This window comes from Massilia sp. CMS3.1 (genome assembly GCF_051262535.1).
Lineage (GTDB): Bacteria > Pseudomonadota > Gammaproteobacteria > Burkholderiales > Burkholderiaceae_D > Telluria.
On sequence record NZ_JBIMES010000001.1, the window covers coordinates 552994 to 565497 of the forward strand.

The following is a 12504-nucleotide window of genomic DNA, read 5'->3' on the forward strand; positions in this document are numbered from 1 at the left end:
GGTGCGGGGCCGGCGCCGCGTGCACGACACCGAAGCAGTTCGCGCGCCGCTCGCCGTGCCATCGGACTAATATGGATGAGTGATGCGCGGTGCGCGTTTTCGGGTTGCCGCACGAATAAGGATGAGCGTTGCAGGGAGTGCAATTGCGGTTTTCCCTTAGTTGCATATCAGTCTATTTGCTGGTACAACCAAGCCTGCGTACATACCTGTTCAACAGGATTTCGATCGCGGCGCGTTCCTATGCAAAGGGAGCGGCGCGGATCGTGCATCGGCTGGACGGTTGGGCATAACTTATAAACAGAGACCGAGGAAGACAACATGAAACTTACCCTGATGCGCGCCGCCGCATGCCTGGCATTGTTTGGCAGCGCAATGGCGCATGCACAGACCTACCCGACCAAGACGATCACGATGATCGTTCCGTTCGCCGCCGGTGGCCCTACCGACACGGTCGCGCGCCTGGTGGCTCAGTCGATGGGCACCAAGCTCAAGCAGCAAATCATCATCGAGAACGTCGGCGGTGCCGGCGGCACGATCGGCGCCGCGCGCGTCGCCAAGGCCGCACCGGACGGCTACACCCTCTTCCTGCACCACATCGGCCAGGCCACGGCGCCGTCGCTCTACCGCAAGCTCAGCTACAACGCGATGGACAGCTTCGAGACCGTCGGCCTCGTCACCGACGTGCCGATGATGATCGTCGCACGCAAGGACTTCCCGGCCAAGGACTTCAAGGAATTTCTCGCCTACGTCAAGGCCAACAAGGACAAGGTCACCTACGCCAACGCCGGCGTCGGTTCCGCCTCGCACCTGTGCGGCATGCTGTTCATGACCGCGATCGGCACCGACCTCACCACGGTGCCTTACAAGGGCACGGGCCCTGCCATGAACGACCTGCTCGGCGGCCAGGTGGACTTCATGTGCGACCAGACCACCAACACCACCAGCCAGGTCAAAGGCGGCAAGATCAAGGCCTACGGCGTGACCACCAAGGCGCGCCTGCCGTTCATGAAAGAACTGCCGACGCTGGCCGAATCGGGCCTGCCGGGCTTCGAAGTGGCGGTCTGGCATGGCCTGTACGCACCGAAGGGCACCCCAAAGCCGATCGTCGACACGCTGGCCAGCGCGCTCCAGACGGCGCTCAAGGATCCAACCGTCAAGCAGCGTTTCGCCGACCTCGGCACCGAGCCGGTCGCGGAAAAACGCGCGACGCCGGACGCGCTGCGCGCGCACGTCAAGTCGGAAATCGAGCGCTGGGCGCCGATCATCACCAAGGCCGGCATCTACGCCGACTAAGGCGGGCAGCAAGCATGGGCGGATCGGCCGGGAACACTTCCCGCGACCGATCCGCCGTGCGTGCGGCCGCAAGGCGGGAGACATCCTTGCGGCCGCAACGACACGCAGGACCGCATTCAACAAGCAATAAAAGGAGCGCGCAGTGCCATCATTCATCCGCCATCCAAAAGATTTCTGGACCGGCATTATCTTTCTGTTCTTCGGCCTGTCGGCGGTCATCATCGGCCTCGACTATCCGATGGGCACCGCCGGCCGCATGGGCCCGGCCTACTTCCCGGCGGTGCTCGGCGGCCTGCTGAGCCTGGTTGGCCTGGTGGGTGTGATCCGTTCCTTCCTGCGTCCCGGCGAAGCGATCGGCAAATTCCATATCAAGGAGCTGGTGCTGATCCTGACGGCCGTCATCCTGTTCGGTTTCCTGATGCGCGGCGCCGGCCTGGTTCCTGCGGTGCTGGTGCTGGTGCTGCTGGCCGCCTACGCCAGTCCCAAGTTCACCTGGGGCGCCTCACTGCTGCTGGCAGGCGGCCTGGCCATCTTCGCGGTCGTCGTGTTCGTCAAGCTGCTTGGCCTGCCGATGCCCATCCTCGGCCCCTGGTTCGGCTTTTAAGAAGAAAATATGGAAATCTTTACTAATCTCGGACTAGGCCTGGAAACGGCCTTCACCCTTACCAATCTCGCCTACTGCCTGATCGGCGTGTTCGTCGGCACCGCCGTCGGCGTGCTGCCTGGCCTGGGCCCGATCGCGACCATCGCGATGCTGTTGCCGGCCACCTTCGGCCTGCCGCCGGTGTCGGCGCTCATCATGCTCTCGGGCATTTACTACGGCGCCCAATACGGGGGCTCGACCACAGCCATCCTGGTCAATTTGCCGGGAGAATCGTCCTCGGTGGTGACCGCCATCGACGGCTACCAGATGGCGCGCCAGGGCAATGCCGGCAAGGCCCTGGCCACGGCCGCGCTCGGCTCGTTCTTCGCCGGCACCGTGGCAACCGTCCTGCTGGCCCTGTTCGCGCCGCCACTGGCCGAACTGGCCCTGAAATTCGGCCCGGCCGAATATTTCTCGCTGATGGTGCTGGGCCTGGTCGCATCGGTCGTGCTGGCGAGCGGCTCGCTGCTTAATGCGATCGGCATGGTGGTCCTCGGCCTGCTGCTGGGACTGGTCGGCACCGACGTCAACTCGGGCCTGGCGCGCTACACCTTCGACCTGCCTGAGCTGGCCGACGGCATCAACTTCGTGATCGTTGCGATGGGCATGTTCGGCATCGGCGAAATCATCCGCAACCTCGAGCACGACGAGTCGCGCACGGTGATGATGAAGAAGGTCAAGGGACTGATGCTGACCAAGGACGACTTCAAGCGCATCATCGCGCCGATCCTGCGCGGCACCGCACTCGGTTCGGCGCTCGGCATCCTGCCCGGCGGCGGCGCCATGCTCGCGTCGTTCGCGTCGTATTCGATCGAGAAGAAAATCTCGAAAAACTCGGCCATGTTCGGCAAGGGTGCGATCGAAGGCGTCGCCGCGCCGGAGGCGGCCAACAATGCCGGCGCCCAGACCTCGTTCATCCCGATGCTGACCCTCGGCATCCCGTCGAACCCGGTGATGGCGTTGATGATCGGCGCGATGATCATCCAGGGCATCCAGCCTGGACCGGCCGTGATGACCGAGCAGCCGGCACTGTTCTGGGGCCTGATCGTCTCGATGTGGTTCGGTAACCTGTTCCTGGTTGTGCTGAACCTGCCGATGATCGGCCTCTGGGTCAAGATGATCACGGTGCCTTACCACCGCCTGTATCCGGCGATCCTGATGTTCTGCTCGATCGGTGTCTTCAGCCTGAACAACAACGAGTTCGACGTTTGGCTGATGGCCTTGTTCGGCCTGTTTGGCTACATCTGCGCAAAACTGGGCGCCGAGCCGGCCCCGATGCTGCTGGGCTACATCATCGGCCCGATGATGGAGGAATACCTGCGCCGCGCGCTGCTGCTCTCGCACAGCGACCCGCTCGTGTTCGTCACCCGACCGATCAGCGCCACCATGCTGGCCCTGGCGGCGGCTGCCATGATCGTCGTGCTCTTGCCTGCGCTGCGCAAGAAACGCGAAGAAGCCTTCCACGAAGAGTGATGGCGTCCGCACCCCCGCAATGCTTGCCGGGGGTGCGGTTTTCACATCCGGCGCACCACTGCGGTGCACCGTTCCGGACATTCCCGTCCAGATCTATCTCATATTGAACACACTTCCTGTGCGATTTTGCACAAACACTTCGCAAGTGGCATGAAGTCGTTGACAATATTGACGCATGAAAATACAGTTTCATTATAGATGGCACAGTTCCACCAAGAGAAACGCCGCCGCTATACCCGCAGTACCGCCGTCCGGCCTCGTCGGGGCCGGAGCATACAGAAAACCAGGAGACCGTTTTAATGAAGAAGACCATCCTCGCAATGGCCGTACTCGCCGCCTGCATGTCGACCGCTTCGGCACAGACCAGCGTCACCATTTACGGCATCGTCGATGCCGGCGTCACCCATGTGACCAATGACGGCCCGGTCGGCGACCGTACCACGGTCGAAGCTGGCCAGCTGCAAGTGTCGCGCTGGGGCTTCAAGGGCACCGAAGACCTGGGCGGCGGCATGAAGGCCCGTTTCGGCCTCGAAGGTACCTTGTTCAACGACACCGGCGCTGCCGGCGTCGCCACTGGCGCCGTCCCAACGACCGCGCTGTTCGACCGTGAAGCCACCGTCGGCCTGTCCGGCGCCTTTGGCTCGATCGACCTTGGTCGCCAGAACATTCTCGGTGTCGGCTCGGTCGGCCTGGCGGACCCGCTCGGCCTGTCGTTCGCCGCAACCAGCCCGAACGTGCTCTTTGGCGCGCTGAACAACTCCGGCGTGTATGGCGCCTACGGTGCCAATGGCAGCGGCAGCGGCCTGCGCCAGAGCAACTCGATCAAGTATGTCTCGCCGACCTTCAGCGGTCTGGGCTTTGCCGTGATGCGCGCTTTCGGCGAACAGGCCGATGGCATCCAGAAGAGCTCGTACCAGGGCGTATCGACGTTCTACAACGCCGGCCCGTTCGGCGCCGCAGCCGCCTATGCCCGCCTGAAGAACAACCTCAATACCGACAGGCTCACGTCCATCGGTCTCGGCCTGAAGTACACCATGGCGGCGTTCGTGCTCAAGGGCACCTACATCTCGAACGAGACCGATCTGAACAACCGCAAGATCACGATCGCCGGCGTCGGCGTCGACGTTCCGGTCGCGCCAGCGATGACGGTCACCGGCGCCGTGTACAACACCAAGCGCTACGGCGACCTGGTCGACAGCTCGCAGCAGTACCACCTGATCGGCAAGTACGCGCTGAGCAAGCGCACCGTGGCGTATGCAGCCTATAGCCGCGCCAACACCGATACCGTCATCACCGCAACCGGGATCAACCTGGCGCAGGGCGTCGTGGCAGTCGGCAGCGACCAGGCCAACCGCTTCACGACCGGCGTGATGCACATGTTCTGATGTCAGGCAATCGCTTGACAGGGTAAGATGCGGTACCACGGCGGCCCTCGGGTCGCCGTACTTTTTTGGGCTACCCGGATGTTGAGATGACACTACAAGACGACGACGGCAATGTGCCGGAAGGATTCGAGCGCCTGAAACGAGGCGGCCCCTACATGGCCAGCCTGGGCGACCTGTATTGCCGGCGAGACGCCGACAAGATCGTGATCGCCATGCGCATTACCGAGCGCCACACCAACATGCGCGGCATCGCCCACGGCGGCATGCTGGCCAGCCTGGCCGACTCGGCCTTGGGCCTGGGCCTGACGATGTCCTGCGATGGGCGCAATTCGTTCGTTACCGTCAACCTCGGCACCGATTTCATCGATGCCGCCCGGCCCGGCGATTGGGCCGAGGCGCAGGTGCACATCGGGCGCATCGGCTCGCGTGTGGCGTTTGCGGAATGCAATCTGATGGTGGGAGACAAGCGCGTGCTGCGCGCGAGCGGCGTGTTTGCGGTGATGAAGGCGCTGACGGCGGCGCAGCTCGATGCCGGGTATTGAAAGAACAGCCCCTTCGGTGATGAACAACGGACCAGTCACTGAACGTTGACGGCAAAAAGCCGCCCACTTCGCAGTGCGCGGCTTTTGTCTTGCCTCGGCCGCAATCAGCGGCGGCAGCTCAAGCGCAGCGTTTCATTTTCGCGCGCAACAACCCGTAGCGACTCGCTATCGCCGCAACGATAGACGACGCTCAGGCGCTTCTGTACGCCAGGAGCCGGGTCGCCGCACAGCCCATTTCCGGCGCGGACGGCACCACCACTGCGCTCGACTTCATCGCGCACCGCGCGGCGCGCGTCGCACATTGCACCCCGTGCACCATACTCGGCTTCGACGACGCGAAGGCGGTTTCCCCCTCCCGGACGGCCGCGGTCGTCTTGCGCGGCGCGCTGGCCGGCTGCATAACCCTCGTCGTAACCACGGCGGTAATCGGCACTCTGGGCGAATGCGGATGTGGACGCCGCAGTCAAGGCGAGCACGGCGGCGATACGGATGATGTGTTGTTTAGCAAGTCGCATTTTTTTCTCCTGGTGTCATTGTGGTCGATACTATCGCGCACCCTCCGGCCGCTCTGTACGTACGGCCACAGTGTGTCAGCAAAATCCGCCAAAAGCTGTCGATTCCCCTGTAAGAAACGTTTCAATCTGTAAGCGCACAGCTGGGGTCAGGTTGAGGTAGTCCGGTTTTCAAGACTCCAGCCGGGCCGCGATCTCGATCAGGCGCGGGCGCACTTCTTCCAGCAGGAACCGTTCCGACACACTCGACGACGGCCCGCCGCAGTTGATCGACATCAGCTGGCTGCCGCCGATCGGATAAAACCCGACCGCGATCCCGTTGACATCCTTCTGCCACTCGCCGAACGAGGTGGTGCAGCCGTACTGCGCATAGTCGCGCGTGCCGCGTTCGATCGCATCCTGCACCGCCTTGTAGGCCATCTCGTCGATCTCCAGGTAGCGCGCCAGGATGTCCTGGCGCTCCTGGTCGGTTGCCTTGACCAGGTAGGCGCGGCCGATCGCCGACACCGCCAGCGGCATGCGCGAGCCAACCTGCAGCGCCAGGGCCAGGGCCGCCGTGCTGCGGCAGACCTCGATATAGATCATCGAGAGCCGGTCGCGCACTGCGATCGACACCGTGGTGCCGGAAAACTCGGCCAGCTCCTGCATCATCGGGCGCGCCAACTGGCGGATGTCGAGGCGCGCCAGCATTGCCGCGCCCAGGCCCAGCGTGGCCGTGCCGAGCACGTAGCGCCCGCCGCCGTCCTGCACCAGGTAGCCAAGGCGCGTGAGCGTGTAGGTGAAGCGCGTCACGGTCGACTTGGGCAAGCCGCAGCGCTCGGCAATCTGGTGGTTGGTCAGGCCCTTGTCGGCCGAGCGAAAGCAGGCCAGCACCTCGAGCCCGCGCGCCAGTGCGGTAATGAAATAGCGCTCTTCGTTCTTGCGGGAAGGGTCAAGGGGTTCACCGCCTTCCGGCGCCTTCCCGCTCATGTTCGTATCGCTCGATTGCATTGGATGACCCTGGTCTGGACGGTGGGCATGCGCGCCTACTGAAAGAGGCTTTGCCGCGAAGCGCAAGGCATGGCACACTGGCCTTGCTGTATTGGCAGTTGAGTTGCATCAACACATGAGGTCGTTTCGTTCACGTGCGCCGCGTGCCGTTTGCGGATCGCTAACAAAACGTTGCTACTCACCTGAAATTATCGTATCCTTTTTTTGTTCCATTTTACACCCACTAGTTTCGCGTAGCAAAACCAAAATCGCAGAACGCACCGGGTGCGTCCACCGCGCGCCCATTTCGAGGAGTCGCATGTTCATACACCATGTGTTGGCGAATACCAGGGCAAGCAGCCTTGCCGACGCCGCTACCAGCGGCCTCGCTCCCTCCTCGTGCACCTCCCCCCTGCCGAACACGCACGCGCATTCCCCCATGACCTTCACGCAACGAGGTGCGCTCATGCGGTAAGAACGCGCTCGCGGCAGCATCCAAATCAAACACGATCACACCTATAACGGAGACACGATTTTGGAGCTTTTCCTGCAACAAGTCCTTAACGGGCTGACCCTTGGAGGGGTCTACAGCCTGGTCGCACTCGGGCTCACGCTCGTCTACGGCATCCTGCACGTGCCGAATTTCGCCCATGGCGCCTTCTACATGGCGGGCGCCTATTCGGCATTTTTCATCATGAGCAAGCTGGGCCTCGGCTACTGGTGGGGCATGCTGGGCGCCGCCGTCATCGTGGCGCTGATCTCGGTGCTGTCCGAGCGCCTGGTCTTCCATCCGCTGCGTAAAGCGCCCTACCTGCACCACATGATCGCCTCGATCGGGATCCTGCTGTTCCTCGAGGCGGGCGCCCAGGCGATCTGGGGCGCGGACTTCCACCGCATGGAGACGCCGTATACCCAGCTGCTCGAATTCGGCGGACTGACCCTGCCGGCCCAGCGCCTCCTGATCATCGCGGCGGCCTTCCTGCTGGTCGCCCTGCTGCAGCTGTTCCTGAAGAAGACGGTCACCGGCGCGACGATTGTCGCCATGGCGCAGAACCGCGAGGGCGCGGCCCTGGTCGGCATCGACGCCACCCGCGTGGCGATGCTGACCTTCGCCATTGCCGGCGCACTGGCCGGCGTCGCCGCCGTGCTGTATGCGCCGATCAACCTGGTGTACACCTCGATGGGCAACTTGGTGATCACCAAGGCATTCGTGATCATCGTGCTGGGCGGGATGGGCAGCGTGCCTGGTGCGATCGTCGGCGGCCTGATCCTCGGCTTTGCCGAAGCCTTCGGCGCCTTCTACATCTCGACCGACTACAAGGACATCATCGCCTTCGCGATCCTGGTGCTGATCCTGTCGGTGCGCCCGCAGGGCCTGTTCGCCAAGGGAGCCCACTGATGAAGTTCTTCAATCCCACCGTCGGCTGGAGCGCCCTGCTGCTGCTGGCCCTGGCCTTCCCCTTCCTGGCCGGGAACGACTACCATCTGACCGTCATGTCGACCGCGTACATCTACGCGATCGCCACCATCGGCCTGAACCTGATCACGGGTTACACCGGCCAGTACAACCTGGCCCACAGCGGCTTCATGGCGGTCGGCGCTTACACGGTCGGCATCCTGACGGTCGATTACAACGTGCCGTTCTGGGTCGCGTTTGCCCTGGCCGGCGTCTTCGCCGCCTTCCTCGGCTTCTTCGTCGGCCTCGTGTCGCTGCGCCTGAAAACCCACTTCTTCTCGATCTTCACCCTGTGCGTGGGCTACATCATGTACCTCGTGATCGAAAAATGGGAAAGCCTGACCCACGGCACAGTCGGCATCATCGGCATCCCGGCGCCGCCTTCGATCGGCAGCATCGACTTTTCCGAGGCGCGCCCGCAGTACTACCTGGTGCTGTTCTTCCTCGTTGCCAGCCTCTGGATCATGCACCGGATCGTGCGCTCGCTGATGGGCCGCACCTTCATGGCCATTCGCAACGGCGACGACCTGGCCCAGGCGCTGGGCATCAACCTGATGCGCACCAAGCTGATGGCCTTCATGCTGTCCGTGTTCTTCTCGGGTCTGGCCGGCGGTCTGTACGCGGGTTTCGTGCGCTTCATCGGCCCCGGCGTGGCGAGCGTCGAGCACACCTTCGACATGACGATGTACATGCTCATCGGCGGCATCGGCACCCTGCTCGGACCACTGTTGGGTGCGATCGGCGTGCCCTGGCTGACCCAGTACCTGCAGGTGCTGCAGGATTACCGTTTCGTCGTCTTCGGCCCGCTGTTGGTGCTGCTGGTGATTTTCCTGCCGTACGGGATCGTCGGCACCTACATGAACCGCAAGCGGCGCAAGGAAGCGCTGGCCGCGCAAGCCGCAGCCACGCCGCATCCCGCGCGCGATATTGGCGCAGTGCCGGCCGCGAAAGGAGCGACCCATGCTTGAAATCGATTCGCTCACCAAGCGCTTCGGCGGCCTCGCCGCCGTGAACGACGTCAGCGTGAAGTTTGCGCGCGGCACGATCAACGCCATCATCGGTCCGAACGGCGCCGGCAAGACCACCTTCTTCAACCTCGTCAGCGGCGCGATTGCCCCGACCTCGGGCCGCATCATGTTCGACGGGCGCGACGTGACGGGCCTGCGCGCCGACCAGGCAGCGCGCCTCGGGATGGGGCGCACCTTCCAGAGCACGACCCTGTTCGATACCGCGACCGTGCTCGACAACCTGATCGTCGGCCACCGCCTGCGCACCAAGTCCGGCCTGCTCGACGTCGTGCTCGGCACGGCACGCCTGAAGGAAGAAGAACGGATCTGCCGCGAAAAGGCGCGCGCCGCCCTCGACTTCGTGGGCCTGTCCCACATCGAGAACCGCATCGCCGGCGACATCTCGCAGGAAGAAAGGAAGCGCGTGGCGTTTGCCCTGGCGCTGTCCACCGACCCGACCCTGCTGCTGCTGGACGAACCGGCCGGCGGCGTGAATCCCGAGGAGACGGTGGGTCTTGCGAACCTGATTCGCAAGATGGCCGCCAGCGGCCTGACCGTCTGCCTGATCGAACACAAGATGGACATGATCATGAACCTTGCCGACAAGATCCTGGTACTCAATTACGGCGAAAAGATCGCCGAAGGAACGCCTGCCGAAATCCGCGCCAACCCGGTCGTCATCGAAGCCTACCTGGGGAGCGAACATGCTGCGGCTTGACAAGGTATCGCTGTCGTATGGCAGTTTCCGCGCCCTGCACGACGTCTCGATCCATGCCGACGAAGGAGAACTGGTGGTCTTGCTGGGCTCGAACGGCGCGGGAAAAAGCTCGATTTTCCTCACCATCAGCGGGCTGCAGAAGGCATCGTCGGGCAGCATCCGCTTCGGCGACCAGCAACTGGTGGGACGCAAGCCTTCGCAAATCGTGGCCGACGGGCTGGTCCACTGTCCGGAGGGTAGGAAACTGTTTCCCGGCATGTCGGTGCTGAAGAATTTGACGTTGGGGGCCTACGTGCACCGGCGCGACTCGAAAGGCACGCAACGTTCGCTGGAAGAAGTCTTCGAGCTGTTCCCGATCCTGTTCGAGAAGAAGGACATGGCGGCCGGGTCGCTGTCCGGCGGCCAGCAGCAGATGGTGGCAATCGGCCGCGCGCTGATGGGCCGCCCGAAAGCGCTGCTGCTCGATGAACCGTCGCTGGGCCTGGCGCCGCTGGTGGTCAAGCAGATGTTCGAGGTGATCGCGCGCATCAACCGCGCCGGCACCACGATCCTGCTGGCCGAGCAGAACGCGTATGCGGCGCTGAACATCGCCAGCCGGGCGTATGTGATCGAACAGGGTCACATCGTGATGGAAGGCGGACGCGAGGAATTACTGAACAACGCGCAAGTGCGCAAAGCGTATATCGGCGCATAGATGCCGACCCACCCCCAGTAGCAACCACAACAAGTAAATATTAGGAGACGCAAACATGAAAGTGCAAGCCAAGTTGTCCCGCCGTACCCTGCTGGCCGCAGCCGCGGCTACCCTCGCCTTCGCCGCCGGCGGTGTTCAGGCGCAGGAAGTCATCAAGATCGGTTTCTCCGGTCCCCTCTCCGGCGGCGCCGCCCTGTACGGCAAGAACGTGTTGAGCGGCATGGAAATGGCTGCTGCCGAAATCAATGCCAAGCCGCTCGCCATCGGTGGCAAGACCTACAAGGTCGAGATCGTCGCCCTGGACGACAAGTACAACCCGGCCGAGACCGGCATCAACGTGCAGCGCCTGATCCAGCAGCACAAGACCGCGGCAGTCCTCGTGCCGCACTCGGGCGGCATCTTCGCGGTCCAGGGCATGAACGAGAAAGCGAACATGCTGCTGCTCGCCTACACCAGCCTGCCGCAAGTTACCGAGCGCGGCAACAAGCTCACGATCCGCATCCCGCCTGACTTCACCGGCTACATCGCCCCGTTCACCAAGGCCATGATGGCCAAGCACGGCAAGAACGTGGCCATGCTGCAAGCGGACCACGACTACGCGAAAGCCTGGTCGGCCGCCTTCAAACCGGCCTGGGAAGCTGCCGGCGGCAAGATCGTCGCCGAAAACCCGATGTCGTACAACAAGGCCACCGATTTCTACAGCGGCGTCTCCCGTGCGATGCAGTCCAAGCCCGACGTCCTGTTCATCGGCGGCGCCTCCGAGCCGACCGCGCTGGTGGCCAAGCAGGCACGCGAGCTGGGCTTCAAGGGCGGCTTCATCATCCTCGACCAGGCCAAGATCGACGAAATGGCCAAGGTGGTCGGCGGCATCGCCCCGCTGGAAGGCTCAATCGGCGTGATGCCGCTGGCAAACGACGACCGTCCGGAAGCCGTCGCTTTCACCGCGCGTTATCGCAAGCTCAATCCGGGCAAGGATCCTAGCACCGAGATCAGCCTGAACTACTCGGCCGTGCACGCAACTGTCGCCGCCATGAAACTGGCCGGTACCACGAGCGACGCGACGGCCATTCGCGCCCAGATGGAAAAGGCCTTCACCACCCTGCCTGCGGCGTACAACCCGAACGACATCGACGGTCTGGACAGCAAGGGCGGCACGATCGCCAATACCATCCTGGGCACCGTCGAGGGCGGCAAGATCAAGGGTCAGTTCCTGCGCGCCATGAACGCAGGCAAATAAGGCTGGTAAATAAGCACTAGCGTACTAGCCTTACCGTGTCCGGCCGCCTCCCAGGCCGCCGGACACGACGCTGTTATTGAACTCGGCGCGTTCCGAATACAGCGGATTGGGTGCGACATACACACGCACCACACGGTCAAGGGACCCGACTGGGGCGACCTGGGACAGGTCGAACACCTGCACCAGCGGACTGGTATCGAAAGACCAGGCAAACGCCTGGCTGCCAGCCTCGAAACGCACGACGTCGCCGCCGGTGACGTTCACGTACTGGGTGCCAGAGGTAAGTGCGACGGTACGATTGGCTGCCGCCGGCGGAACCGGGGTGCCAAGCAGATCGGCGCGCGGCGTAACCGCGCTGGCCGACAGGGAGGCCGTCAACAAGCTGACGATGACGACCGGGACAAGTGGACGGATTGACATGGTAGGCTCCCCGAAATAGACAAACGCTTGTTCCAATCTATGCCGTGGACGGCGAGAATTGAAGCACGACAGTGACAAATAATTTCGGGTGTTGGCGTGAGGAATCGAGCGGTGTGTGTCGCCCACGCGTTCAACCCCAGCCGGCACCGACGCAC

13 protein-coding genes are annotated in these 12504 nt (G+C 63.2%); 10 read left to right on the forward strand and 3 right to left on the reverse strand.

The window, feature by feature from the left end; all coding sequences use genetic code 11:
* The first annotated feature begins 318 nt into the window (after positions 1 to 318).
* From ACHAC9_RS02425 to ACHAC9_RS02445, 5 genes are all read left to right on the forward strand, one after another.
* Positions 319 to 1293, forward strand: a complete 975-nt coding sequence (locus ACHAC9_RS02425) for a tripartite tricarboxylate transporter substrate binding protein BugD (protein ID WP_435756776.1) — start codon at positions 319 to 321, stop codon at positions 1291 to 1293.
* Between the two features lie 142 nt (positions 1294 to 1435).
* Entirely contained in the window at positions 1436 to 1897 is a 462-nt protein-coding gene (locus ACHAC9_RS02430; protein WP_435756778.1) for a tripartite tricarboxylate transporter TctB family protein, read from the forward strand.
* Positions 1898 to 1906: 9 nt separating this feature from the next.
* Positions 1907 to 3409, forward strand: coding sequence for a tripartite tricarboxylate transporter permease (locus tag ACHAC9_RS02435; protein WP_435756780.1), 1503 nt, complete (start codon positions 1907 to 1909; stop codon positions 3407 to 3409).
* A gap of 299 nt (positions 3410 to 3708) precedes the next feature.
* Entirely contained in the window at positions 3709 to 4794 is a 1086-nt protein-coding gene (locus ACHAC9_RS02440; protein WP_435756782.1) for a porin, read from the forward strand.
* An 86-nt stretch (positions 4795 to 4880) separates the two neighbouring features.
* A complete protein-coding gene (locus ACHAC9_RS02445; RefSeq protein WP_435756783.1) occupies positions 4881 to 5336 on the forward strand; it encodes a PaaI family thioesterase in 456 nt (151 codons plus the stop codon).
* 104 nt (positions 5337 to 5440) lie between these two features.
* On the opposite strand, the gene ACHAC9_RS02450 is transcribed toward ACHAC9_RS02445, so the two are convergent.
* Positions 5441 to 5851, reverse strand: a complete 411-nt coding sequence (locus tag ACHAC9_RS02450; RefSeq protein ID WP_435756785.1) for a hypothetical protein — start codon at positions 5849 to 5851, stop codon at positions 5441 to 5443.
* Between the two features lie 168 nt (positions 5852 to 6019).
* A complete protein-coding gene (locus ACHAC9_RS02455) occupies positions 6020 to 6838 on the reverse strand; it encodes an IclR family transcriptional regulator (protein WP_435756787.1) in 819 nt (272 codons plus the stop codon).
* A 514-nt stretch (positions 6839 to 7352) separates the two neighbouring features.
* Between ACHAC9_RS02455 and ACHAC9_RS02460 the strand changes: the two genes are divergently transcribed.
* The 5 genes from ACHAC9_RS02460 to ACHAC9_RS02480 are packed head-to-tail and all read left to right on the forward strand — an operon-like array spanning position 7353 to position 11929.
* The gene (locus ACHAC9_RS02460; RefSeq protein WP_435756789.1) at positions 7353 to 8216 is read left to right on the forward strand and encodes a branched-chain amino acid ABC transporter permease; all 864 of its coding nucleotides are present in this window, start codon (positions 7353 to 7355) and stop codon (positions 8214 to 8216) included.
* Positions 8216 to 9241 carry a branched-chain amino acid ABC transporter permease gene (locus tag ACHAC9_RS02465; protein WP_435756792.1) on the forward strand — a complete coding sequence of 342 codons (1026 nt, stop codon included), beginning with the start codon at positions 8216 to 8218 and terminating at the stop codon, positions 9239 to 9241. The genes ACHAC9_RS02460 and ACHAC9_RS02465 overlap by 1 nt, the downstream gene beginning before the upstream one ends.
* A complete protein-coding gene (locus tag ACHAC9_RS02470) occupies positions 9234 to 9998 on the forward strand; it encodes an ABC transporter ATP-binding protein (protein WP_435756794.1) in 765 nt (254 codons plus the stop codon). Before ACHAC9_RS02465 ends, ACHAC9_RS02470 begins: the two co-directional genes overlap by 8 nt.
* Entirely contained in the window at positions 9985 to 10692 is a 708-nt protein-coding gene (locus tag ACHAC9_RS02475; RefSeq protein ID WP_435756796.1) for an ABC transporter ATP-binding protein, read from the forward strand. Before ACHAC9_RS02470 ends, ACHAC9_RS02475 begins: the two co-directional genes overlap by 14 nt.
* A 55-nt stretch (positions 10693 to 10747) precedes the next feature.
* Positions 10748 to 11929, forward strand: a complete 1182-nt coding sequence (locus tag ACHAC9_RS02480; protein WP_435756798.1) for an ABC transporter substrate-binding protein — start codon at positions 10748 to 10750, stop codon at positions 11927 to 11929.
* Positions 11930 to 11959: 30 nt separating this feature from the next.
* On the opposite strand, the gene ACHAC9_RS02485 is transcribed toward ACHAC9_RS02480, so the two are convergent.
* Positions 11960 to 12349: a CzcE family metal-binding protein gene (locus ACHAC9_RS02485; protein WP_435756800.1), complete on the reverse strand. Its 390-nt coding sequence runs from the start codon at positions 12347 to 12349 to the stop codon at positions 11960 to 11962.
* Between the last annotated feature and the right edge of the window lie 155 nt (positions 12350 to 12504).

Excerpts from the sequence above, each read along its gene's own strand:
- ACHAC9_RS02485 (WP_435756800.1), bottom strand. The coding sequence starts at position 12,349 with ATGTCAATCCGTCCACTTGTCCCGGTCGTCATCGTCAGCTTGTTGACG.
- ACHAC9_RS02470 (WP_435756794.1), top strand. The coding sequence starts at position 9,234 with ATGCTTGAAATCGATTCGCTCACCAAGCGCTTCGGCGGCCTCGCCGCC.
- ACHAC9_RS02450 (WP_435756785.1), bottom strand. The coding sequence starts at position 5,851 with ATGCGACTTGCTAAACAACACATCATCCGTATCGCCGCCGTGCTCGCC.
- ACHAC9_RS02465 (WP_435756792.1), top strand. The coding sequence starts at position 8,216 with ATGAAGTTCTTCAATCCCACCGTCGGCTGGAGCGCCCTGCTGCTGCTG.
- ACHAC9_RS02445 (WP_435756783.1), top strand. The coding sequence starts at position 4,881 with ATGACACTACAAGACGACGACGGCAATGTGCCGGAAGGATTCGAGCGC.
- ACHAC9_RS02435 (WP_435756780.1), top strand. The coding sequence starts at position 1,907 with ATGGAAATCTTTACTAATCTCGGACTAGGCCTGGAAACGGCCTTCACC.
- ACHAC9_RS02480 (WP_435756798.1), top strand. The coding sequence starts at position 10,748 with ATGAAAGTGCAAGCCAAGTTGTCCCGCCGTACCCTGCTGGCCGCAGCC.
- ACHAC9_RS02440 (WP_435756782.1), top strand. The coding sequence starts at position 3,709 with ATGAAGAAGACCATCCTCGCAATGGCCGTACTCGCCGCCTGCATGTCG.
- ACHAC9_RS02475 (WP_435756796.1), top strand. The coding sequence starts at position 9,985 with ATGCTGCGGCTTGACAAGGTATCGCTGTCGTATGGCAGTTTCCGCGCC.
- ACHAC9_RS02455 (WP_435756787.1), bottom strand. The coding sequence starts at position 6,838 with ATGCAATCGAGCGATACGAACATGAGCGGGAAGGCGCCGGAAGGCGGT.
- ACHAC9_RS02425 (WP_435756776.1), top strand. The coding sequence starts at position 319 with ATGAAACTTACCCTGATGCGCGCCGCCGCATGCCTGGCATTGTTTGGC.